The sequence below is a fragment of the Rhizobium sp. P40RR-XXII genome, from assembly GCF_012641405.1.
Taxonomy (GTDB): Bacteria; Pseudomonadota; Alphaproteobacteria; order Rhizobiales; family Rhizobiaceae; genus Rhizobium.
The window spans coordinates 42,239-63,777 of the sequence record NZ_JABAII010000008.1 but is presented as its reverse complement, the minus strand read 5'-3'; the positions used below and the strand labels follow the sequence as shown (position 1 = coordinate 63,777).

Below are 21,539 nucleotides of genomic sequence, written 5' to 3'. Positions count from 1 at the left end.
AATTTCGCGCGATCGGCAACGACTGGTTGCTATCTGGCTACTGCTCTCGGCGGACGGCGCGCACAACCTTGAATGTAAGATTTATAATTTCTAAAATATACGGCAAGTATAGTGAGGAATGTCAGGCGCTTAGATTAAAAATAACTCAATGTAACATTAATGATTTTAGTCGATATCTAGCTCTGTGTGGTGAAACCCATCGATTTATGGGGGATGGGATCTGCGCCGGAGGGATATTGTGAAAATTCGCGGCAAAATAAATCTGCTTGTATCTGTCATGGCCGGGGCGGCGCTTCTGATTGGCGCCACCGCTCTCTATGCGTTGCATCAATATGACCAGAAATTACAAAGCTACGAGCAGACCGCGAGCCGCGCCTACATGGGCGAGCGCCTGAATCGCTACGTGACCGCGGTGGTCATGGAAGCGCGCGGCATCTACGCTGCGGCCGCGGTAAAGGATTCCAAGCCCTTTGCCGACGGACTGATGGTCGATCTCGACGAAATCGACAAGGTTCTGACGAGCTGGGCGCCTCTGGTGCCGGAGGCGCAGAAGCCGGAATTCACCAAGCTGCAGGCCCGTGCCCAGGAGTTTCGCGTCTTTCGTACGGAAACGGCCAGGCTCGGCGTGACCGATGGCCCGGATGCGGCAGGCAAGCAGGGCAACAACGAGGCGAACCGCGCCAACCGCAAGGCTTTCCAGGCTGAGATCGATGCCGTCGTCCAGACCGACAAGGCGGAACTTGCAAAGGCCGAAGCCGAGATCACCACCTTCCACAGCAACGTCCTGTGGGTCGTCCTCGGCATCATGATCGCCGGTATCGTGGCTGGTGTCGGCCTCGGCGCCTACATCGGAACCGTCCACCTGAGCCGCCCGATCCGCAAGGTGACCGATGCGATAAAGAATGTCGCCGACGGCCATTTCGATATAGAGGTGCCGTTTGCCGGCCGTGGCGACGAAATCGGCGAGATGGCCGCCGCCGTCGACGTCTTCAAGGAAAACGGCAATGCCGTGCGCCGCATGAATGCTGAGGAAACGGCCATGCGCGCCAAGAGCGACGAGCTTCAGTCGAGCATGTCTCTCGCGGTCTCGGCCGCGGCGGCCGGCGATTTTAGCCGCCGCATCGAGAAGGACTACGGCGACGTCAATCTCAATCGCTTCGCCGGCAACGTCAACGAGCTGCTGATAAGCGTCGATACCGGCATCGGCGAAGTCCGCCGCGTCATCGCGAGCCTGGCTGACGGCGATCTGACCCAGGCGATGAAGGGCGAGTTCCAGGGCGCCTTTGCCGAGCTGCAGCAGAACGTCAATGCGACGCTCGCAACGCTGAAGAGCACCATGAGCGAAGTGCGCGGGACCACCGGTTCGATCAACTCCAACACCAATGAGCTGCGTCACGCCAGCGATGACCTCTCCAAGCGCACCGAACAGCAAGCGGCGGCACTTGAGGAAACCTCAGCAGCGCTCGATGAGATCACCTCCGTCGTGCAGAACTCGACGGAGCGGGCGCGCGAGGCGAGCGTCATGGTCGGCGAAGCCAAGGACGACGCTGCTCGCTCCGGCACGGTGGTTCGCAACGCCATCGACGCCATGGGCCGCATCGAGCAGGCATCGGGCGAGATCAGCCAGATTATCGGCGTGATCGACGACATCGCCTTCCAGACCAATCTTCTCGCATTGAACGCGGGCGTCGAGGCGGCGCGTGCCGGCGAGGCGGGCAAGGGCTTTGCCGTCGTCGCTCAGGAAGTGCGGGAGCTCGCTCAGCGTTCCGCCACGGCGGCCAAGGACATCAAGGCATTGATCGGCAAGTCCGGCGGCGAAGTGCAGGTCGGCGTCAAGCTCGTGCAGGCGACCGGCGAGGCGCTGTCCTCCATCGAAGCCCGCGTGCTGAAGATCAATGATCACATCCATTCGATAGCGACGGCGGCGCGCGAACAGGCAACCGGCCTGTCCGAGGTGAACATGGCCGTCAACCAGATGGATGAAGTCACCCAGCGCAATGCCGCCATGGTCGAAGAGACTTCGGCTGCGACCCATCGCCTGGCAGCCGAAGCCGATGGCCTTGTCCATCTCGTTTCGCGCTTCAAGGTCGATGCCGTCAATATCGCCGCACCCGTGGCCGCCCGCACCGAGACGCATCGTCCGACAGCGTCGCCGGCACGCCGCATGATCGATAGCGTCGCGACCGCGTTCGGCGGCGGGGCGGCGGCCGCACCGGCCACCGCGGCGCAGGGCTGGGAAGAATTCTGATCTTTCGACTATGAGGTCAAATACGAGGCCGGCCAGGGCGCCCGAGCGGCGCGGCCGGCCTTGCCTGTTTGTCCAGGCGCGGAGCCGATTGGAAAAAAGCCCACAATCACCTATTATCTAGTTTCGATGAGGTCGCCATCAAGTCGCTTTGCAGCGAAGCGGGACAATTGAAATGGACAGTGGGCAGGACAAGGACGCCGCAGCGAGCGGCAAGGTCGCCAAGGGCGGCCTGTCCCAGTTTTGCCGGCCTACGGGCATCTTCGGCGGCCTTTCCGGCAAGCTCCTCATTCTGACCGTTGTTTTCATTTCCCTGGCGGAAGTGATGATCTTCGTGCCCTCCGTCGCCAATATGCGGCTGCGCTGGCTGGAGGATCGGTTGAACACGGCCGCCGCCGCCGCCATCGTCATCGACGGCCTGCAGCCAGCCGAACTACCCCGTGCACTGCAGAAGGAAACGTTGATGGCCACGGGTACGCGGGCCATCGTTCTGCGCAAGGACGGCACCTCGCGCCTGCTGGCGACGGCCGAAATGCCGGCGTCCGTCGATGAGAAATACGATCTCAGCGACGTATCCCAGCTGACCGCAATCAAGGATGCGCTCGATACGCTGCTGTTTGGCGGTGGCCGCATCATCCGTGTTTTCGGTCCGGTCGGCGGCGATGCCAACACTGGTATCGAGGTGGTGCTGAAAGATACGCGCCTGCGCAATGCGATGCTGGCCTATTCGGTCAGTGTGTTCTTCGTCTCCATCCTGATCTCGCTGTTCACGGCGACACTGATCTTCTTTGCGATCAACCGCATGATGCTCCGCCCGATCCGCCGGCTGACGGACAGTATGCAGGCCTATTCGGACGATCCGGAGGATCCGGGCCGCGTCCTCGTTCCCGACAGGGGAGGCGACGAGCTTGCCGTGGCCGGCCGCCATCTCGCCTCCATGCAGTCGCAACTGCAGAAGACCCTGAAGCAGCAGAAGAATCTCGCTGCTCTCGGGCTGGCCGTTTCGAAGATCAATCACGACATGCGCAATATCCTCTCGGCCGCGCAGCTGATGTCGGACCGTCTTGTCGATGTCGACGATCCGATGGTCAAGCGCTTCGCGCCGAAGCTGCTGCGGACCATCGACCGTGCCGTCGGCTATACGACCGAGGTGCTGTCCTACGGCCAGACCACCGAGTCGGCGCCGCGCCGGCGTAAGATTCGTCTCCTTGAGCTCGTCGGCGAGGTCCGCGATATCCTCGCGATCGATCCCGATAGCGGCATAGAATTCGCCGAACAGCTCAGTCCTGATCTGGAGGTCGATGCCGACGGCGAGCAGCTGTTCCGCGTCATTCACAATCTCTGCCGCAATGCCCATCAGGCGCTGATCGCTTTCGGCGAGACGGATCCGGACAGCATCAGGCGAATCACGGTGTCGGCGCATCGAATCGGCAGTGTCGTCAGCATCACCGTCGATGACACCGGACCCGGCATGCCGCAGAAGGCGCGCGAAAACCTCTTCACGGCTTTCCGCGGTTCAGCCCGCTCCGGCGGCACGGGCCTTGGCCTGGCGATCGCCCGCGAGCTCGTGCTTGCCCATGGCGGCACCATTGCGCTCGTCGAAAAGCCGATGGCCGGCACGCAGTTCCGCATCGAGATTCCCGACCGCCCGGTGTCCCTCGACGACTACCGCAGCAGAAGCTTCCAAGAAAGATGATTGTTTTCAGTCGCTTACTGTCAATATGCGCGAAAATCGCGATCTTTTTCACAAATCCACTTGCATTCCCTCAAGGGACGCTTTAGAGAACCGCCCACGCCAACGGTTTCTTCCGTTTCGGCCACGCACCCGTAGCTCAGCTGGATAGAGCACCAGACTACGAATCTGGGGGTCAGGAGTTCGAATCTCTTCGGGTGCGCCATTTTTCCACTATATCGGAACAGGCTTTAAGCTACTTGGCTTAGCTTCGAACTAAGCAAGCATTCGCGATAGCTTGTGACGTTGATGCCGTTGTGCGGCCGACGCTGCCACCGCCGAATGTTATAACCCGCCAGAATATCTGCCCGTTGCTTTGCCTTAACGCATTCTGGGCTGCATGTCGTCCTTTGCCGCGATGGTCCGCAGGGCGGTGCGCAATATCTGATAGGCTTGCTCTCCCAATAGCTCACGATATCGTCGTTCGATCCCGTCGTTAAATTCGTGAACGATCTGCATCACCTGCCGCGCCTTCGGCCCAGGGGTGACGAGCTTGGCGCGCCTGTCCGTAGGGTCTGGCGCCCGCTCGACATAGCCGAGACGTTCCAGATCATCGATCAGCTCGCCCATCGCGGCCTTGCCCATGCCCGCCCTCTCGGCAAGCAGGCTGGCTCGGGTTCCCTCTTCATCAATATTGGCAAAGATTGCGCCATGCTTCGGTCGGATGACTGGATGGCCGCGCTCGTGCAGCGTCTGGGTGAGCGCGTGTGCGGAGGCTTGATAGGCGTAGAGCAGAAGTGATTGCGTGTAAGGCGTTACCATATTTCCAATTAATTCCGGTTGCCATATAGTATGGCATTCATACTAAAGGAGGGGACGCGAGATGTCACTGCATTCGGACGTTGGACAAGCCGCGCAACAAATCGTCGATGCGTTCGTCGCCGCATGGAATAGCCACGATGCCGGCGCCTTTTCCGCGATATTTGCGCAAGACGCCGATTTCACCAACGTATTTGGAATGAAGGCGACGGGCCGATCATCGATCGAGCAGTTTCACAGGCCCATATTCGAGACGATGTTCAAGGATAGTCGGCTCAAAGCCACTAAAACCCAAACGCGTCCTATCCGCCCCGATGTTATCGCGCTCGACATTCACTGGAGCATGACGGGCGCGCGTGATCCGGAAGGGAATGAATGGCCTGAACGCCACGGGCTGATCAATATGGTGATCGTGCGCGAACACGACGTCTGGTCAATTGCCGTCATGCACAACATGGACCTGCCGGAGGATGGCAAAGCGGAAGCTCAACGTAAGTTGCAGAGTTGACGCGCTCTTCACAGCCGAGATGTGACAAATTGGCTGCGTATTGAGCGAAGCGGGGCTTCCTGGAGAATAAGCACAAGGATACCGGGGTTCTGCTTCCGTAACGATATCGCGCCAGATTTTCGAGACGTGGCGATATCCCGGATAGGGATCGATAACCCGTCGATACGCGGTGGAGGTATACAGGCTCCCCCACCGCGATCTCACGGCCGAAGCCAAATATCCGGCTCGCGGAGCGCTTGCCGATGAACGGCCTCATGGCGCCGGTCAGCCAGGGCGCTTCGTTCCCTGCCCATGATCCGTCTTCAGCGGCAATTCCGGCAGAAACAGCAGCGCGATCAGCGCCAGTGCTACGATGACCGTTCCCGTTGCAAATGTCATGGCGATCGCGTGGCGATAGAGCGCTGTCGCTGCGTCATGCGCCTCGGGGGAGGCGGTGGCGAGTTGCTTCATGCCGGCTTCGGTCAATGAGGACACATGCATCCCGTCGAGGACGCCGCCGGCATTCCGCACGCGGTAGGCGAGGATCGCGCCGGAGCCCGTGACGCCGATGAGGCCGCCGAGCGAACGGAAGAAGGCAAGCGTTGCGGTTCCGACGCCGCGATGGGCAAGCGGCAGGGCATTCTGCACAGCGATCGTCATGGTAGGCATGACCAGCCCGAGACCGAGACCGAGGGCGAAGATTGTGGGCTCGATGATCCAGAAGCCCTGGCTGGTGGCCGCCGCCCAGGCGAACGTTGCGAAGGCGGCCGTTGCGAGACTGAGGCCGCAGAGCTGCGCCGGCTTGTAGCGCCCGAAACGGTGTAGGAGCACGCGCCCGTTCACCATGGAGGAGATGACGACGCCGATCATCAGCGGCCCGGTCAGCAGGCCGGAATGCGATGGGCTGACCCCCATGACCATCTGGAAGAACAGCGGAAAGAACAGGCTCGCCCCGAGCATGCCCATGAAGGTCAGGGCGAGCACGATGCAGGCGACGACGAACAGCCGGTTGCGGAAGAGATCGGGCGGCAGCACCGGCTCGGGCTCGCGCCGGATGTGACGAATGAGAAAGACGAAAAGGACGAGCGCTGCGGCGGACAGGCCGAAGATCTCCGGCGAGTTCCAGGCCCATTCGTTGCCGCCGAGTGCGAGCACCAGCAGGAAGCTCGTCGTGCAGCCGGTCAGCAGCGTCGCGCCGAGATAGTCGATGCGACGGCTGCGCGCCTGATGCGGCCACTTCAGTGCCCGGCCGATCATGACGAGGGCGACGGCGCCGATCGGCAGGTTGACATAGAAGATCCAATGCCACGACAGGAGATCGGTGATGACGCCGCCGGCGATCGGGCCGATGACGCTGCAGACGGCGAAGACGGCGGCGATCGAACCCTGATTGCGCCCGCGTCTCGCCGGCGGCACGATGTCGCCGATGATGATCTGCGCCAACGGCAGCAATCCGCCGGCGCCGATGCCCTGGATCGCCCGGAAAATGATGAGCTGCATGAGCGTCTGCGCCATGCCGCTCAGCACCGAGCCCAAAAGGAAGATGAGGATCGCCGCATAGATCATCGGCTTGCGGCCGTACTGGTCGCTGAGCTTGCCATAGAGCGGCATGGTGCTGGTGGAGGCAAGCACATAGGCGCTGACGACCCAGGAGAGATGCGTCAGCCCACCGAGATCGCTGACGATACGGGGCAGCGCGGTCGCGACGATGCTCTGGTCGATGGCGCCGAGGCCGAGAACGATCATCAGGCCGAATATGACGGCGCGGATCTCGCGGCGATCGGGCTGATCGGCCGTTGTCGGCACCGGTTGTGGGGCGGTGTTGATGCTTTCGGCGTTCATTGACCGATCTCCATCAGCGGTTCGATCGCGGCATGGATGGCTTCGCGGCCTTCGGGCGACAGTTTGACGAGCTCGGAGGCGAGCCAATCGGTTCGCCGTTGCTTCAGGCGGCGAATGAATTCCCGCCCCTTCTCGGTGGCGATCAGGCCATTGCGGCGCCGATCGTTCGGATCGGGTTCCGCGCGCGCGATGAGGCCATCCCGCTCCATGGCTTTTACATGTCCTGATATCGTCGGCCCGCGCAGCTTCTCCATCCGCGCCAATTCGGCCACGCCGATGCCCGGTTGGCGGATGATGGCGACCAGCAGCAGGCCGTGCAGCGGCGACAGCCCGGCCTCGCCGCTCTCGCGTCGCAATTGCCGGTGCAGGCGGTGGAGGGCGGGCCGCAGCGCTTCGGCGAGCGCATAGGCATCTTGGATCCCGTGACGGCGGTCGGCTTTGCTCATCGAGCCTCGCTTGCTGATAGATAGGTAGGCTTCCTATCTATAGGTTTATCGCGCGGGATGTACTTGCGCAAGCGATAATATTATGAAACATTTTCAATCATTGCGCGTCGTTCAAGCATATTGCGACCCGCGAGGAGGAGGAGAAGAGCTGTGAAACGTTTCCTGACGACCGTGACAGTGACTGCCTTGAGTGCCCTGCTTGCCGTTACCTCTTTCGATCCGGCGGCAGCCGCGCCGATCCAACCCCTGATCCAGCCGGCAATCCAGCAGACGGAAAGCCAGCCCGCCGGCGTGACCGAAGTGCAATATCGCCATCACAACCGACACTATCGCCGGCATTACCGTCCGCACTATCGGCCGTACTACCGTCCGCATCACCGTCCGGGCTATTGGCACGGCCATCGCGGCTATCGCTATGCCCGTCCGGGCTACCGACGCTATAATGATGGTTGGTGGTACCCGATGGCCGCCTTTACCGCCGGCGCAATTATCGGCGGAGCCGTCGCCCGTCCGGCCCGCGGCAGCGCCCACGTTCGCTGGTGCGCGAGCCGGTATAAGACATACCATGCTTCCGATAACACCTATCAGCCGACCAACGGTCCGCGCCGTCAGTGCGTGGGCCCCTGATCTGACAGCCGTTCAATCCCTCCCTGCCGAGCGGGAGGGGTTTGTTTCAGGTTGCTGCGGTCAATTGCTCCGAAACGTCCCATAGCCGCCGCCAGATGGCTTGGTTGCGGGCGTGCGAAGCAATCTTGGCGCGCACCGGCGCGCCCCTGATTTCGTAGAAACCATCGGGGCCATACATGGCGCCGCCTTCCGCTGCGGGAGAGGTGGCGGCAAAGAGCGTCGGCAGGGCGCCGGCTGCTGCCGTTTGCGATAGAAACGGCCCCAGCAATCTCGTCATGATTTCGAGGCTGCCCGCCCGGTCGCGGCCCATGCGTGGACCTGTGGTCTGCAGGCCTGTTGCAGCATAGCCGGGATGGGCGGCAACGCTTTTCAGCTTCCAGCCTTCGGCGCGGGCCACTCGGTCGAGCTCCAGGCTGAACAGCAGCGTTGCCAGCTTCGATTGGCAGTAGGCGGACCAGGACCGATAGCGCCTGCGCCACTGCAGATCGTCGAAATTGATCCTGCCGCCGCGATGTGCCAGGCTGCTGACGGTGACGACGCGCGGGTTGTCGGCCGCGAAAATTTTCGGCAACAGCCGCATGGTCCAGGCGAAATGTCCGATATAATTGGCGCCCATCTGCATCTCGAAACCGTCTTCCGTCTCATGCCGATCGGGAATGGCCATGACACCGGCATTGTTGATGAGCAGATCGATACGCGGAACAGTAGCGGCGATGCGGCCGGCCGTGCGGGCGACGGAATCGAGGCTGGCGAGATCCAGCGGTTCGAACGTGACGTCCGCCGCGGGTATTGCCGCGCGGATATTGGCGAGCGCTTCGTTGGCCTTGGTCTCGTTGCGCGAGGCGATGATGACCTTTGCGCCGGCGCCCGCCAGCGCCTTCGCCGCCTCGTAGCCTATGCCGCTGTTGGCGCCGGTGATGACCGCGATGCGACCTGTCTGCGGCGGGATATCCTTCACTGTCCAGTCTGGCATGCGGAAACTCCTGTAAAGAGATTGGCATTGTTCATTGTATCTGGTAATTTCTATACTAAATGCAAGTTTGCAATAGATGAAAATATGTAAGCGTGAAATCCACGGTCACGCCTGCATTATCAGCGGTTTCGACGGCCTAGTGGCGCGGCATGCCTTTGAATTGCCACGCTGCTCGGTCCTCATCGCCCCATATGTGGCCGAAGATTGGATTTGCGGAATGACGACAAAGACTTCATGCGCTGATTTTGTGCAGTTCTTCCGCTCCTGGGTCAGCGATCCCCTGCGCGTTGCGGCGGTTGCGCCCTCGGGCGAGCGGCTGGCGAGATTGATGACGCAGGAGATCGAGCCGCTCGATGGCCCGATCCTCGAGCTCGGGCCGGGCACGGGTGTGTTCACGCGCGCGTTGCTGGCGCGCGGTATTCCGGAAAGCGCGCTCACGCTCGTCGAGTTCGGCGAGGAATTTGCCGTTCGGTTGCGCGGGCGTTTTCCCGAGGCGCGCGTCGTGCAGATGGATGCGGCGCAGCTCGGCCAATGCGGCTTTTTCGACGACGCGCCCTTCGGCGCCGTCGTCAGCGGTTTGCCGCTTTTGTCCATGCCGCCTTCGAAAGTTACGGCTATCGTCGGCGGCGCCTTCGAAACCATGAAACCCGGAGGGGCCTTCTATCAGTTCACCTATGGCCCGCGCTGTCCCGTGCAAAAGTCGATCCTGGAAAGTCTCGGGCTGGAGGGAAAGCGCATCGGCGGCACGGTCCGCAACATTCCGCCCGCCGGCGTCTACAGGATATCGCGGCAAAATCCGCTGGAACTCTCGATCGGCGGTTCCAAATATCGTAGCACCAGAGAGGGCGTTGGAATCAGTGGATTGATGCCGGAAGCCGGCAATGCCGATACGGGGCGGCCGGAAGCAAATGCGTAGCGGGGGCAGTGGATGGCAGAGAAGCCGGGTGTCGGTATCGCGGTGAAGGAAGGTCGGCGCGAGCGCAAGCGCCGTCAGACCCGCGAACGCATCGAATCCGTCGCCCTGAAGCTCTTTCTCGAGCGTGGCTTCGATGCCACTACAATCGAGGACATCACCGAAGCCGCCGACGTCTCCAAGCGCAGCTTCTTCGATTATTTTCCCAGCAAGGAGGATGTGGTCACCGCTTGGCAGGATAGCTTCTCCGGCGAGCTGATCGATGCGGTGGCTGCCCAGCCGCCGGATGCCTCCCTTTTCGAGGTCGTCGAGGCGGCTATCCATTCTGCCCTTCGCGCCGCCACGGCGGATCCTCAGCGCCTCGCGCTGGTGGCCCTGATCAGCGATACCCCGACGCTCCGCGCGCGTGATCAGCTGAAATACGTCAAGCTGGAAAGAAAGCTCGCGGATGCCCTGCAGGCCCGCGGGCGTGGCAGTGAGGAAGAGCGTTTCCGCTTGAGCATTCTCGCAGCGGCGGTCGTCACCATGCTGCGTATCGGCGGTGAGCGTTGGAGCACGGCTCGGCAGCCAGTTTCGCTGGAAGAATTCGCCCAGAGCATGTTCGACGAGCTTTGGGCAGCGCTTGCCGATCTCGGCGGGCAGGCTGGGACCCGCACGCGCACGAAGTAATCTCGATCCGAGCGGGTTAGCCGGTGCCGACCCCGGGCGATCGTGAATACAGCGCGGACGCTCCGGAGTATGGGTTCATCTCGCTGCCGCACATTGCATAAGTCGTGATGCAGACCCATGTAGTATCGGTCGCGGCGCCTGTTCTCTCCCTCGCGAAAAATTCGATTTGCGCGGCAAATCTCGGCTCTTCCCCGGATGCCGAAACGCAAAGCACATTTCAGACCAGCAAAAGGGACTATAATCATGTCAGCATTCGATGCAGCCAAGTCCGGTCAGTTCAAGATCGGCGGTGACCTCCCCGTTCATCGTCTCGGTTTCGGTGCCATGCGCATCACCGGTGCCGGTATCTGGGGCGAGCCCGAAGACCATGACGAAGCCGTCCGCACGCTGAGGCGCCTGCCGGAACTCGGCATCAATTTCATCGATACGGCCGACTCCTATGGCCCGGACGTTTCCGAACGTCTGATCAAGGAGGCGCTCCACCCTTACGGCCACGGTCTCGTCGTCGCGACCAAAGGCGGGCTCACCCGAACCGGTCCGAACGTATGGGTGCCCTTGGGGCGTCCCGAATATCTGATCCAGCAGGCGCACAAAAGCCTGCGCAATCTCGGCGTCGAGCGTATCGATCTCTGGCAGTTGCATCGCATCGACCCCAAGGTGCCGGCGGCCGAGCAATTCGACGCGGTGAAGTCGCTGCTGGATGACGGCATCATCCGTCATGCCGGCCTGAGCGAGGTCTCCGTTGCCGACATCGAGGCCGCATCGAAGCATTTCAAGGTAGTGACGGTGCAGAACCGCTACAATCTGGTCGACCGCACCAGCGAGGACGTGCTCGACTATTGCGAAAACCACGGCATCGGCTTCATTCCGTGGTTCCCGCTTGCCGCCGGCGATCTTGCCAAGGAAGGCTCGCTGCTCGACACCATCGCAAAGAAGCACAATGCGGCCCCGAGCCAGATCGCACTTGCCTGGGTGTTGAAGCGCAGCCCGGTAATGCTGCCGATCCCCGGAACGGGCAAGGTCAGGCACCTCGAGGAAAACACCGCGGCGGTCGATATCGTTCTTTCCGAAGAGGAGTTTGCCGCGCTGGACGCCGAAGGCAAGAAGGCGTTCAAGGCGGCTTGAGGCGAAAGTCACCCGGCCGGTGGGAGATTGCTCACCGGCCGGATATCAGCGGGGGCTTCCAATGCAAAAACGACGATCACAATCATGTGAATCCCGGGATTTGGGTAAATAACGACTGCAAAATAGGCGCTTCTCCCCCAAAAATGCCGGCGCTATGCGGTATTTCCGGCATCTGCGAAGAAAGCAATGCATTCAGCGCATTGCTGCATTGCGAAAGCCGATCTGTTCATCCCTGCTCTCTCGTTATATCTAATCCCTCGAAGGCAGCGCATCTCCTCCTCCCAGCGCTCCTTCAATGATTGGCAACACTCCTCCTCCCAGTTGCCAATCCGGATCAAGAGCCCGATGCATCCTCCTCCCGCATCGGGCTCTTTTTTTATTTTCAGCCCGGATTATCGACTTGCGGTATCGGACGATTGCGTTGCGCCTTTGCAATGCCGTCGCGAATTAGCGTTGCGTCATGAGCCAAAGAACCACTGGAGTCGCTTGCGCCGTGGACATGCATGCGTAGAGTGGCGCAACATTCTTGAGGGTAAGGAAAGGTTGCATGATGCAGCGCGCGGCGGGTTCGCACCGATGGGGAAGGGCGTTTTTCCGAGCTGCGGCCATGGTTGTAACCTTGTCCCTGGCGGCTTGCGGCCGTCCGATTGGCGTCATGCAGCCTGTTTCCGACAACGTGCCGGGCACATCGAAGGTCGATCTCCTCGTCGCCACGACACGTCTGCCGGACCAGGATCCGTCAATTCTTTTTTCGGGCGAACGCGGGCCTGGGCTGAAGGTGGATGCCGTCAGCGTCTCAATCCCGCCCGAGGCCAATCGCAAGGTCGGCCAGGTTCAGTGGCCGAGCCGCTTGCCCGGCAATCCCTTGAAGAATTTCGTCACCATCGGCGTCAAATCGCTGGCGGGCGAAACAGAGGGGCGCGCCTGGGTGCATGCGGAGCTGCCGAAGAACAAGCGCGTGCTGATCTTCGTGCATGGTTTCAACAACCGCTATGAGGACGCGGTCTATCGCTTCGCGCAGATCGTTCACGATTCGCATGCCGAGGTCGCCCCGATCGTATTCACCTGGCCGTCACGCGCCAGCATCTTCGATTATGCCTATGACAAGGAAAGCACCAACTATTCCCGCGATTCGCTGGAGGAGCTGCTGCGCCGCATCGCGGCCGATCCCTCCGTCGGCGACATCACGGTCATGGCGCATTCCATGGGCAGTTGGCTCGCGGTCGAATCTCTCCGGCAGATGGCGATCCGCAATGGCCGCGTCGCGCCGAAGATCAAGAACGTCATCCTGGCATCGCCCGATCTCGACGTCGATGTCTTCGGCCGACAGTTTGCAGCACTCGGCAAGGACAAGCCGCATTTCACGCTGTTCGTCTCGCGGGACGACCGCGCTCTTTCCCTCTCAAGGCGCATTTCCGGCAATATCGATCGCCTCGGCCAGATCGATCCCACGACCGAACCCTATCGCAGCGAGCTGGAAAAGCAGGGCATCACCGTCCTCGATCTCACCAAGCTCAAGACCGGCGATGGACTGAACCATGGCAAGTTCGCCGAAAGCCCCGAAGTGGTGAAGCTCATCGGAGCGCGGCTGATCGAGGGTCAGACGATCACCGATTCCGATGTCGGTATCGGCGATGCGGTCGGCGCCGTCGCCATGGGGGCTGCGCAAACGGTCGGCAGTGTGGCGGGCGCTGCCGTCAGCGCCCCGATTGCCATCTTCGATCCGCGCACCCGCCAGAACTATGGAGAGCAGCTGCGCCGCGTCGGCGCTTCCGCCGGCAATACCGTCGGCTCCCTCGGCGATAGCGTCGAGGCGACCGGCAGCAATGTCGGCGAAGCATTGAAGCAATAGCGCTGCCATTACGCGATCAAAAGCGCGCCGCGATCTTCCTCGCGCCTGAAAACGCCGTAGCTACCTTGCTCGATCTGATATATCAGAGAGGCGCGTCGGCTGACGCATGGCATATTCGTGAGTGGCTTCAGACATGGGCGGCGACAGCCCGGCCGGCGGCCGATATGATGGCTGTCATGATATCCACGGTCGACATCGCGCCGTTCCGCATCAACCGCTATCAGGAGGAAACTAATGTCCGATATCGAAAAGCCTGTTGCATTGATCACCGGCGGTGGCCGCGGCATGGGTGAAGCGATCGCCCGGGAGCTTGCCGCCAATGGCTATCGTCTGGCGCTGATGTCGCCGTCGGAGAGCTGCGAGACGCTGGCGGCCGAACTCGGCGGCGTCGCCTCGCGCGGTGTGGCGGAAAAGGCCGAGGATATCCAGGCAATCTTCGATCTGACGATGAAGAGCTATGGCCGTATCGACGCCGTAGTCAACCATACCGGCCATCCGCCGAAGGGCGATCTGCTCGATATCTCGGACGAAAGCTGGACGCTTGGCTCCGATATGATGATCCTGTCGCTCGTGCGCATGGCAAGGCTGGTGACGCCGGTCATGCTGAAGCAGGGCAAGGGCGCCTTCGTCAACATCACCACCTTTGCCGCCTACGAGCCGTCGCTGGTCTTCCCGGTCTCCTGCACCTATCGCGCCGCGGCTAGCGCCTTCACCAAGCTCTATTCCGATCGCTATGCGGCCGACAATATCCGCATGAACTGCATCCTGCCCGGCTATATCGACAGCCTGAACCACAAGCCGGAAACCGCCGAGAAGGTGCCGATGAAGCGCATCGGCCTCATGAGCGAAATCGCCAAGACGGCGGCGTTCCTGCTGTCGGATGGCGCCGGCTACATTACCGGCCAGAATATCCGCGTCGATGGCGGCATTACGCGACACGTCTGATTGGAGCATATGAGATGAGATGGAAGCGCACGATCCAGCTGCTGGATGTTCACTGCGAAGGGGAAATCGGCAAGGTTGCCATTGGCGGTGTGCCGAAGATCCCGGGCAACAGCATAGCCGAACAGCTGCATTGTCTGAATACCGATCCGAAGGGCCAGGAGTTGCGCCGCTTCCTCGTGCTGGAGCCGCGCGGCGCGCCGATCGGTTCCGTCAACCTGCTGCTGCCGGCCAAGCATCCGGAGGCCGATGCCGGCTTCATCATTCTGCAGCCTGATCAGGCGCATGCGAGCTCCGGTTCGAATTCCATCTGCGTGACCACGGCACTGCTCGAATCCGGCATCGTCGAGATGAAGGAACCGGAGACGGTCGTCACGCTCGATACGGCGGCTGGTCTCGTCCGCGCCACGGCGACCTGCCGCGACGGCCGCTGCGAGAAGGTGCGGCTGACCATGGTGCCGTCCTTCGTCCACGAGCTGGATGTCGAGCTCGATACGCCGCAATGGGGCAGGATCAAGCTCGATCTCTGCTATGGCGGCATCTTCTATGGGCTTGTCGATGTCGGCCAGATCGGCTTGACGATCGAAAAGGCGAATGCCGCTGCCTTGGTTCAGGCCGGCATGATTATCAAGGATGCGATCAATCGGGCGATGACCGTGGTTCACCCGGAAATTTCTGCAATTTCGGGCGTGGCCTATGTGATGTTCCGCGACATCGATGCCGATGGCGCCATCCGCACCTGCACGACCATGTGGCCCGGCCGCGCCGACCGCTCGCCTTGCGGCACCGGCAATTCCGCCAATCTGGCGACGCTATATGCACGTGGCAAGGCCAAGGTCGGCGATGTCTTCAAGTCCCGCTCGATCATCGGTTCGGAGTTCGAAGTCGGCCTGCAGGCGGTGACCGAGGTCGCCGGCAAGCCGGCGATCATCCCGACGATCACCGGCCGCGGCTTCACCTTCGGTATGAGCCAGGTGGCGCTCGATCCCTTCGATCCCATGGCGGAAGGTTTTGCCATGACGGATGTCTGGGGGCCTTCTGCGGGGGAGATTTGAGAGAGGGCAATCGACTCCCGTCGTATGGAGAGTTTTGCCCCTCACCCTAACCCTCTCCCCGCATGCGGGGAGAGGGGATTAGTTCCGCATGCTCGTCTAAGTAAATTGCTGGAAGGGAGGCTGTAGGTGCGTCCATCCCCTTCGCCCCGCTTGCGGGGAGAAGGTGGCCGGCAGGCCGGATGAGGGGCACTTTCCTACCCCTTCGGATAAATCACACCCTTGCGCAGAATGATATTCCCATAGAGCCGCGGCTCGCTGGTCTGTATCAGCGCATGTGCCTGCTGCACCCGCTCATAGAATTCCGCCGGCAGCAGCGGCACGACCTTGATCTCGGGCACATGCCGGGCGCAGCACTCAATCATTTCGGCATGGACGGGATCGACGGCGTCGCGGTCCTGACGGACGGTCGCGCGGAAAATCGCCTGCGGTACGAAATCGTCGATCGGCAGCACGCTCAGCACGGCATCGAGCACGGGGATGACGCCGTGGCCGTCGAGACGGATGAGGCGGCGCCCATGCTCAAGGCCGGGATAGTTGCCATCGACAAGGGCGATTTCGTCGCCATGGCCCATGGCGCGCAGCGTCGCCAGCAGCTCTGGGCTCAACAGCGGGTCAATGCCCTTCAGCATGCTCAATCTCCTTGAAAAGAACGTTCTGGTCGATCAGGTAGCGCGCGAAGATCGGCAGGCTGGCGGCGCCGATGGCGCGTGCCTGCGGCCCGACGGCCCCCTCGATGATCTCCGGCATGACGACACCCTGCAGATCGAGCTCGGCCGCCGCCCTGATGGTCGCGCGCACGACGCGTTCCCGCACCCAATCGGGGAAACCGCCGTCGATGACGGCGGCGCTGAAATCGATGACCGAGGCGGCCGCGACGATCGCCTGCGCCAAGGCCTTGGCCGTATCCTGGATCCAGATTTCCAGCGGCTCGCCGAAGTCGATCCAATTGTCCGCCGAATACCAGAGGGGGCGCGGGTCGAAGCCATGATCGCGCAGAAGGTTCTCGAGCACGAAGATTGAGGCGATTTCCAGAAGCTGGCGGTTCTCGCCATTGCGGCCGCGCACGGGCAGCGGGCCGAGCGCGCCGGCCGTGCCGGTCCGGCCGACGAAGGTCGATGAATTGAGAACGATGCCGCCGCCGAGAAAGGAACCGATGAAGAAATAGACGAAATCCGGATAGCGTGGGCCGACGCCAAAGACGAGTTCGGCGCCGCAGGCGCTGGTGGCATCGTTCTGCAGCATCACGGGGTAGGGCGCGCGCGAAGCGATTTCGGCCCGCAGGTCGAAGCCGCGCCATGCGTCCATAGCCCCGGGCGGCGATCCGACCTGTTCGGCCCAGTTCCACAATTCGAACGGCGCGGCGACGCCGATCCCTGCGATTTTCCGCCGCTGGTCCTCGTTGAGGCGCCCCTCCAGCTCCCGAACGCCGGCCGTGACGAAGGCGATGATGTCCTGCGGCAGGGGGTAGGGATAGGTTTGATGAACCTGCATCCTGATGCTGCCGACGAAATCCATCAGCACGAGATCGGCGCTGCGCCGGCCGATCTTGACGCCGAAGGAGAGCACCGCGTCAGGGTTGAGGCGCATGGGAGTGGATGGCTGTCCGACGCGCCCGCGAACGGGTGCGTCGCGAGACAGCAGCCCATCCTTTTCCAGCTCCCGCATGATGACGGAAACGGTCTGTGCCGAAAGCCCGCTGCGCCTGGCGATATCGGCCTTCGAAAGCGCGCTATGACGACGCACGAGCGACAGGACGAGCCGTTCGTTATGGGCGCGCACGCCGAGCTGGTTCGCGCCCCCGCTGGGGTCGAGAATCGCCGGTGCTGTGGGTGTTTCCTCAGGGTCGTGCACGAGAGACATGAGCCTGCTCCTTCCATCATGGCCATGCCTTATTTTTTTCCAGAATGCCACATCGAATTAATAATTCAATCCGATTTATTTATTGACAGGCTGAAATCTTTAGGCTCAGATATGAGCGTTGAGGATGCGTATATGGCCTTGGAGGAGGTCCACCGAAAATAATCCGACAGGCATTGCGCATCTCCACGCCGGGCTCCGCTCCGTGATTGCCGGACAGTCCGGCCTTTCAAACATCGGGAGGATTGAATGAAGAAATCTGTTATTTCCGCCGCGCTCGCCGCTCTTGCGATCGGTGTTGCCTTCGCCGCACCCGCCAAGGCTGCCGGCGTATCCGCCTGCCTCATCACCAAGACCGATACCAATCCCTTCTTCGTCAAGATGAAGGAAGGCGCGACCGCCAAGGCCAAGGAACTCGGTGTGACGCTGAAGTCCTATGCCGGCAAGATCGACGGTGACAGCGAAAGCCAGGTTGCCGCCATCGAAAGCTGCATCGCCAGCGGCGCCAAGGGTATTCTGATCACCGCTTCCGACACGAAGGGCATCGTTTCCTCGGTCAAAAAGGCACGCGATGCCGGCCTGCTGGTCATTGCGCTCGACACGCCTCTGGAACCGGCTGACGCTGCCGACGCGACTTTCGCCACCGACAACCTCCTTGCCGGCAAGCTGATCGGCGAATGGGCCAACAAGACGCTGGGCGCCAAGGCCAAGGACGCCAAGATCGGCTTCCTCGACCTGACGCCGTCGCAGCCTTCCGTCGACGTGCTGCGCGACCAGGGCTTCATGATCGGCTTCGGCATCGACCCGAAGGATCCGAACAAGATCGGCGACGAAACCGATGCACGCATCGTCGGCCATGATGTCACCAACGGCAACGAGGAAGGTGGCCGCAAGGCCATGGAAAACCTCCTGCAGAAGGATTCCAGCATCAACGTCATCCATACGATCAACGAACCGGCCGCTGTCGGCGCCTATCAGGCCCTGAAGGCCGTCGGCTTGGAAAAGCAGGTTCTGATCGTGTCCGTTGACGGCGGTTGCCCGGGCGTCAAGTCGGTCAAGGAAGGCGTGATCGGCGCTACGTCACAGCAGTATCCGCTGATGATGGCTGCCCTCGGCGTCGAGGCGATCAAGAAGTTCGCCGATAGCGGCGAGAAGCCGAAGCCGACCGAAGGCAAGTCCTTCTTCGACACCGGCGTCTCGCTGGTGACGGACAAGCCGGTTTCCGGCCTGAAGTCGATCGACACCAAGGAAGGTACGGCAAAGTGCTGGGGCTAAGCCCCGCACGAAATGTGATATAATCCCTTTGGGAGCCGCGTCATGCGCCTGCTGGCGCGGCTCTTCTCATAAGGGAGCAGACAATAGCAACAGTCACGTCGGCCGGGGTTCATCCCCTCGGCTGGCCCCTAACAGCCGGCGGTTTCCGCGCATGAGCGCGGTGGCGGAGGAATAATATGTCCGGAGCACAGGAATTCGAACGTGTTCTCGACGGTAGCGACAAGAACGTCGCGTCGTTCGAGCAGCACGATGCCTCTTTTCTCAAGCGCGTGCAGCACTTTCTGCATTCGACGCCGGCCGCCGTGCCGTTGATCGTATTGGTGATGGCGATCGTAATCTTTGGCATCGCGATCGGCGGGCGGTTCTTTTCCGCCTATACGCTGACGCTGATCCTGCAGCAGATCGCGATCGTCGGCATTCTCGGTGCTGCCCAGACGCTGGTCATCCTGACCGCCGGCATCGATCTGTCGATCGGCGTGATCATGGTCATTTCCTCCGTCGTCATGGGCAATGTCGCCGTCACTTACGGCCTGCCAGCGCCAGTCGCCATTGTCGCCGGCATGGCCGCGGGCGGCGTCTGCGGGTTGCTCAACGGCTTCCTCGTCGCCAACATGAAGCTGCCGCCGTTCATCGTGACGCTCGGCACCTGGAATATCGTCATGGCGACGAATTTCATCTATTCCGCCAATGAAACCATCCGCGACACCGATGTCGATGAAAAGGCGCCGCTCCTGCATCTCTTCGCGGTCAGCTTCCGGCTTGGCGGCGCGGTGCTGACCCTCGGCGTCATCGCCATGGTGCTGCTGGTGTTGGGCCTATGGTATATTCTCAATCACACCGCCTGGGGCCGGCATGTCTATGCTGTCGGCGATGATCCGGAAGCGGCGAAATTGTCGGGCATCCAGACCAAGAAGGTACTGCTTGCCGTCTATGGCGTTTCGGGACTGATCGCGGCCTTTGCCGCCTGGGTTTCGATCGGCCGCAATGGCTCGGTCTCACCGTCTTCGGCCGTGACGGACTTTAATCTTCAGGCGATTACCGCGACCGTGATCGGCGGCATCTCGCTCTTCGGCGGCCGTGGCTCGATCCTCGGCACGCTCTTCGGCGCCATGATCGTTGGCGTCGTCTCCATGGGCCTCAATATGCTCGGAGCCGATCCGCAGTGGAAGGTCCTCCTGACCGGCGTGCTGATCATCGGCGCCGTCGCGATCGATCAATGGATCAGAAAGGTATCGGCATGACCACGACTGGCGAACCCCTTCTCACCGCGCGTGGCCTCGTCAAGCGCTATGGACGCGTGACCGCGCTCGACAACGCCGATTTCGATCTCTATCCCGGCGAAATCCTTGCTGTCATCGGCGACAACGGCGCCGGAAAATCCTCGCTGATCAAGGTGATTTCCGGCGCGGTGACACCCGATGAAGGCGAGATCAAGCTGGAAGGCAAACCTGTTCATTTCAGGTCGCCGATGGAAGCGCGCGACGCTGGCATCGAAACGGTTTACCAGAACCTGGCACTGTCGCCGGCGCTTTCGATCGCCGACAACATGTTCCTCGGTCGCGAGATCCGCAAGCCCGGCGTCCTCGGCTCCGTGTTCCGCATGCTCGACCGGCCGGCAATGGAAAAGCGTGCCCGCGACAAGCTCACCGAGCTTGGCCTGATGACGATCCAGAACATCAACCAGGCCGTGGAAACGCTCTCCGGCGGCCAGCGCCAGGGCGTCGCCGTGGCGCGTGCCGCCGCCTTCGGCTCCAAGGTCGTCATCATGGACGAGCCGACGGCAGCCCTCGGCGTCAAGGAAAGCCGCAAGGTTCTGGAGCTCATCCTCGATGTGCGTGCGCGCGGCTTGCCGATCGTGTTGATCTCGCACAACATGCCGCACGTCTTCGAGGTTGCCGACCGCATTCATATCCATCGCCTTGGACGACGGCTGACCGTCATCAATCCGAAGGAATACACCATGTCCGACGCCGTCGCCTTCATGACCGGCGCCAAGGCTCCGCCGGTTGAGAATGTCGCTGCATGAGCGTCTCTCTTGACGATGTTGCCGGCGAGATCATCGCGCGCGCCGGCAACGCGAAACGCTTCCTTGTGGCGATCGCCGGCCCTCCGGGCGCCGGCAAATCCACATTGGCCGACAATGTCGCCAAGGCCCTGAAAGCCAGGGGTGAAAGCGCCGAAGTCCTGCCGATGGACGGCTTCCACATGGACAATGCCGTGCTGATCGAGAAGGGACTTCTGAAGCGGAAGGGCGTGCCGGAAAGCTTTGACGTGCGCGCCTTCCTCGATATCGTCAAGGCGGTGCGCGCCGCCGATCAAGAGGTTCTCGTGCCGGTCTTCGACCGTTCGCGAGAGATTGCGATCGCCTCGGCACGCATCGTCTCGGCCGATTATCGCTTCATCGTCGTCGAAGGAAACTACCTGCTGTTCAGCCAGGGCAAATGGGCGGAGCTGGAAGGCTTGTTCGACTATTCGATCATGCTCGCCCCACCCATGGAGGTGCTGGAGGAGCGGCTGTGGGCACGTTGGAAGGGCTACGATCTCGACGAAGAGGCGGCCAGTGCCAAGGTCTACGGCAACGATCTGCCGAATGGCCGGCTGATTTTGGAAAACCGCCGCCGCGCCGACGTTACCATCGATATCGTCCAGGACTGAGCTTCTCTGTCATTTAACTGCGCTCGCGGATTGTTTTGCCATGGCGGTTGGTGCTATCGAAGCGCACTAGAGCCGGATGATTTTA

The 21,539-nt window shown here is 61.6% G+C and carries 20 protein-coding genes and 1 tRNA gene; 15 read left to right on the top strand and 6 right to left on the bottom strand.

Features of this window, described 5'->3' with window-relative positions; translation table 11 throughout:
* The first annotated feature begins 238 nt into the window (after positions 1 to 238).
* The 3 genes from HGP16_RS16835 to HGP16_RS16825 all read left to right on the top strand — a co-directional run bounded on the left by HGP16_RS16835 (position 239) and on the right by HGP16_RS16825 (position 4,143).
* Positions 239 to 2,248, top strand: coding sequence for a methyl-accepting chemotaxis protein (locus HGP16_RS16835; RefSeq protein WP_168841168.1), 2,010 nt, complete (start codon positions 239 to 241; stop codon positions 2,246 to 2,248).
* Between the two features lie 172 nt (positions 2,249 to 2,420).
* Positions 2,421 to 3,941 carry a sensor histidine kinase gene (locus tag HGP16_RS16830; RefSeq protein ID WP_168841167.1) on the top strand — a complete coding sequence of 507 codons (1,521 nt, stop codon included), beginning with the start codon at positions 2,421 to 2,423 and terminating at the stop codon, positions 3,939 to 3,941.
* Between the two features lie 125 nt (positions 3,942 to 4,066).
* Positions 4,067 to 4,143: transfer RNA gene (locus HGP16_RS16825), tRNA-Arg, on the top strand.
* A 155-nt stretch (positions 4,144 to 4,298) separates the two neighbouring features.
* Here HGP16_RS16825 and HGP16_RS16820 read toward each other — a convergent pair.
* On the bottom strand, positions 4,299 to 4,739 hold the full coding sequence (locus HGP16_RS16820; protein ID WP_168841166.1) for a MarR family winged helix-turn-helix transcriptional regulator: 441 nt from the start codon (positions 4,737 to 4,739) through the stop codon (positions 4,299 to 4,301).
* A gap of 61 nt (positions 4,740 to 4,800) precedes the next feature.
* Between HGP16_RS16820 and HGP16_RS16815 the strand changes: the two genes are divergently transcribed.
* Positions 4,801 to 5,244 (top strand): SgcJ/EcaC family oxidoreductase, encoded by a 444-nt coding sequence (locus tag HGP16_RS16815; protein WP_168841165.1) that lies wholly within the window; start codon positions 4,801 to 4,803, stop codon positions 5,242 to 5,244.
* Between the two features lie 264 nt (positions 5,245 to 5,508).
* On the opposite strand, the gene HGP16_RS16810 is transcribed toward HGP16_RS16815, so the two are convergent.
* A complete protein-coding gene (locus tag HGP16_RS16810) occupies positions 5,509 to 7,065 on the bottom strand; it encodes an MDR family MFS transporter (RefSeq protein ID WP_168841164.1) in 1,557 nt (518 codons plus the stop codon).
* On the bottom strand, positions 7,062 to 7,511 hold the full coding sequence (locus HGP16_RS16805; RefSeq protein ID WP_168841163.1) for a MarR family winged helix-turn-helix transcriptional regulator: 450 nt from the start codon (positions 7,509 to 7,511) through the stop codon (positions 7,062 to 7,064). Before HGP16_RS16805 ends, HGP16_RS16810 begins: the two co-directional genes overlap by 4 nt.
* Positions 7,512 to 7,661: 150 nt before the next feature.
* Between HGP16_RS16805 and HGP16_RS16800 the strand changes: the two genes are divergently transcribed.
* Complete coding sequence (locus HGP16_RS16800; protein ID WP_409526846.1) at positions 7,662 to 8,138, top strand: BA14K family protein; 477 nt, start codon at positions 7,662 to 7,664, stop codon at positions 8,136 to 8,138.
* Positions 8,139 to 8,184: 46 nt separating this feature from the next.
* Here HGP16_RS16800 and HGP16_RS16795 read toward each other — a convergent pair whose 3' ends face one another.
* On the bottom strand, positions 8,185 to 9,111 hold the full coding sequence (locus tag HGP16_RS16795) for an oxidoreductase (RefSeq protein WP_168841162.1): 927 nt from the start codon (positions 9,109 to 9,111) through the stop codon (positions 8,185 to 8,187).
* Between the two features lie 217 nt (positions 9,112 to 9,328).
* On the opposite strand from HGP16_RS16795, the gene HGP16_RS16790 reads away from it, so the two are divergent.
* The 6 genes from HGP16_RS16790 to HGP16_RS16765 all read left to right on the top strand — a co-directional run bounded on the left by HGP16_RS16790 (position 9,329) and on the right by HGP16_RS16765 (position 15,667).
* Entirely contained in the window at positions 9,329 to 10,027 is a 699-nt protein-coding gene (locus HGP16_RS16790) for a class I SAM-dependent methyltransferase (RefSeq protein WP_168841161.1), read from the top strand.
* Between the two features lie 12 nt (positions 10,028 to 10,039).
* On the top strand, positions 10,040 to 10,693 hold the full coding sequence (locus tag HGP16_RS16785) for a TetR family transcriptional regulator (RefSeq protein ID WP_168841160.1): 654 nt from the start codon (positions 10,040 to 10,042) through the stop codon (positions 10,691 to 10,693).
* A 243-nt stretch (positions 10,694 to 10,936) separates the two neighbouring features.
* A complete protein-coding gene (locus tag HGP16_RS16780; RefSeq protein WP_168841159.1) occupies positions 10,937 to 11,818 on the top strand; it encodes an aldo/keto reductase in 882 nt (293 codons plus the stop codon).
* Between the two features lie 547 nt (positions 11,819 to 12,365).
* On the top strand, positions 12,366 to 13,670 hold the full coding sequence (locus tag HGP16_RS16775; RefSeq protein WP_205926599.1) for an alpha/beta hydrolase: 1,305 nt from the start codon (positions 12,366 to 12,368) through the stop codon (positions 13,668 to 13,670).
* Positions 13,671 to 13,904: 234 nt separating this feature from the next.
* On the top strand, positions 13,905 to 14,615 hold the full coding sequence (locus HGP16_RS16770) for an SDR family oxidoreductase (RefSeq protein ID WP_168841157.1): 711 nt from the start codon (positions 13,905 to 13,907) through the stop codon (positions 14,613 to 14,615).
* 14 nt (positions 14,616 to 14,629) lie between these two features.
* Positions 14,630 to 15,667 carry a 4-hydroxyproline epimerase gene (locus HGP16_RS16765; protein WP_168841156.1) on the top strand — a complete coding sequence of 346 codons (1,038 nt, stop codon included), beginning with the start codon at positions 14,630 to 14,632 and terminating at the stop codon, positions 15,665 to 15,667.
* Between the two features lie 194 nt (positions 15,668 to 15,861).
* Here HGP16_RS16765 and HGP16_RS16760 read toward each other — a convergent pair whose 3' ends face one another.
* Positions 15,862 to 16,296: an RbsD/FucU family protein gene (locus tag HGP16_RS16760; protein WP_168841155.1), complete on the bottom strand. Its 435-nt coding sequence runs from the start codon at positions 16,294 to 16,296 to the stop codon at positions 15,862 to 15,864.
* Complete coding sequence (locus HGP16_RS16755; protein WP_168841154.1) at positions 16,280 to 17,527, bottom strand: ROK family transcriptional regulator; 1,248 nt, start codon at positions 17,525 to 17,527, stop codon at positions 16,280 to 16,282. Before HGP16_RS16755 ends, HGP16_RS16760 begins: the two co-directional genes overlap by 17 nt.
* Positions 17,528 to 17,773: 246 nt before the next feature.
* On the opposite strand from HGP16_RS16755, the gene HGP16_RS16750 reads away from it, so the two are divergent.
* The 4 genes from HGP16_RS16750 (at position 17,774) to HGP16_RS16735 (ending at position 21,454) form a co-directional block, all read left to right on the top strand.
* Entirely contained in the window at positions 17,774 to 18,799 is a 1,026-nt protein-coding gene (locus HGP16_RS16750; protein WP_168841153.1) for a sugar ABC transporter substrate-binding protein, read from the top strand.
* 176 nt (positions 18,800 to 18,975) lie between these two features.
* Positions 18,976 to 20,040 carry an ABC transporter permease gene (locus tag HGP16_RS16745; RefSeq protein WP_168841152.1) on the top strand — a complete coding sequence of 355 codons (1,065 nt, stop codon included), beginning with the start codon at positions 18,976 to 18,978 and terminating at the stop codon, positions 20,038 to 20,040.
* The gene (locus HGP16_RS16740; protein WP_205926598.1) at positions 20,016 to 20,825 is read left to right on the top strand and encodes an ATP-binding cassette domain-containing protein; all 810 of its coding nucleotides are present in this window, start codon (positions 20,016 to 20,018) and stop codon (positions 20,823 to 20,825) included. The genes HGP16_RS16745 and HGP16_RS16740 overlap by 25 nt, the downstream gene beginning before the upstream one ends.
* Positions 20,822 to 21,454: a nucleoside triphosphate hydrolase gene (locus tag HGP16_RS16735; RefSeq protein WP_168841151.1), complete on the top strand. Its 633-nt coding sequence runs from the start codon at positions 20,822 to 20,824 to the stop codon at positions 21,452 to 21,454. Before HGP16_RS16740 ends, HGP16_RS16735 begins: the two co-directional genes overlap by 4 nt.
* The last annotated feature ends 85 nt before the right edge of the window (positions 21,455 to 21,539 follow it).

Excerpts from the sequence above, each read along its gene's own strand:
- HGP16_RS16830 (WP_168841167.1), top strand. The coding sequence starts at position 2,421 with ATGGACAGTGGGCAGGACAAGGACGCCGCAGCGAGCGGCAAGGTCGCC.
- HGP16_RS16820 (WP_168841166.1), bottom strand. The coding sequence starts at position 4,739 with ATGGTAACGCCTTACACGCAATCACTTCTGCTCTACGCCTATCAAGCC.
- HGP16_RS16815 (WP_168841165.1), top strand. The coding sequence starts at position 4,801 with ATGTCACTGCATTCGGACGTTGGACAAGCCGCGCAACAAATCGTCGAT.
- HGP16_RS16810 (WP_168841164.1), bottom strand. The coding sequence starts at position 7,065 with ATGAACGCCGAAAGCATCAACACCGCCCCACAACCGGTGCCGACAACG.
- HGP16_RS16805 (WP_168841163.1), bottom strand. The coding sequence starts at position 7,511 with ATGAGCAAAGCCGACCGCCGTCACGGGATCCAAGATGCCTATGCGCTC.
- HGP16_RS16795 (WP_168841162.1), bottom strand. The coding sequence starts at position 9,111 with ATGCCAGACTGGACAGTGAAGGATATCCCGCCGCAGACAGGTCGCATC.
- HGP16_RS16790 (WP_168841161.1), top strand. The coding sequence starts at position 9,329 with ATGACGACAAAGACTTCATGCGCTGATTTTGTGCAGTTCTTCCGCTCC.
- HGP16_RS16785 (WP_168841160.1), top strand. The coding sequence starts at position 10,040 with ATGGCAGAGAAGCCGGGTGTCGGTATCGCGGTGAAGGAAGGTCGGCGC.
- HGP16_RS16780 (WP_168841159.1), top strand. The coding sequence starts at position 10,937 with ATGTCAGCATTCGATGCAGCCAAGTCCGGTCAGTTCAAGATCGGCGGT.
- HGP16_RS16775 (WP_205926599.1), top strand. The coding sequence starts at position 12,366 with ATGATGCAGCGCGCGGCGGGTTCGCACCGATGGGGAAGGGCGTTTTTC.
- HGP16_RS16770 (WP_168841157.1), top strand. The coding sequence starts at position 13,905 with ATGTCCGATATCGAAAAGCCTGTTGCATTGATCACCGGCGGTGGCCGC.
- HGP16_RS16765 (WP_168841156.1), top strand. The coding sequence starts at position 14,630 with ATGAGATGGAAGCGCACGATCCAGCTGCTGGATGTTCACTGCGAAGGG.
- HGP16_RS16760 (WP_168841155.1), bottom strand. The coding sequence starts at position 16,296 with ATGCTGAAGGGCATTGACCCGCTGTTGAGCCCAGAGCTGCTGGCGACG.
- HGP16_RS16755 (WP_168841154.1), bottom strand. The coding sequence starts at position 17,527 with ATGTCTCTCGTGCACGACCCTGAGGAAACACCCACAGCACCGGCGATT.
- HGP16_RS16750 (WP_168841153.1), top strand. The coding sequence starts at position 17,774 with ATGAAGAAATCTGTTATTTCCGCCGCGCTCGCCGCTCTTGCGATCGGT.
- HGP16_RS16745 (WP_168841152.1), top strand. The coding sequence starts at position 18,976 with ATGTCCGGAGCACAGGAATTCGAACGTGTTCTCGACGGTAGCGACAAG.
- HGP16_RS16740 (WP_205926598.1), top strand. The coding sequence starts at position 20,016 with ATGGATCAGAAAGGTATCGGCATGACCACGACTGGCGAACCCCTTCTC.
- HGP16_RS16735 (WP_168841151.1), top strand. The coding sequence starts at position 20,822 with ATGAGCGTCTCTCTTGACGATGTTGCCGGCGAGATCATCGCGCGCGCC.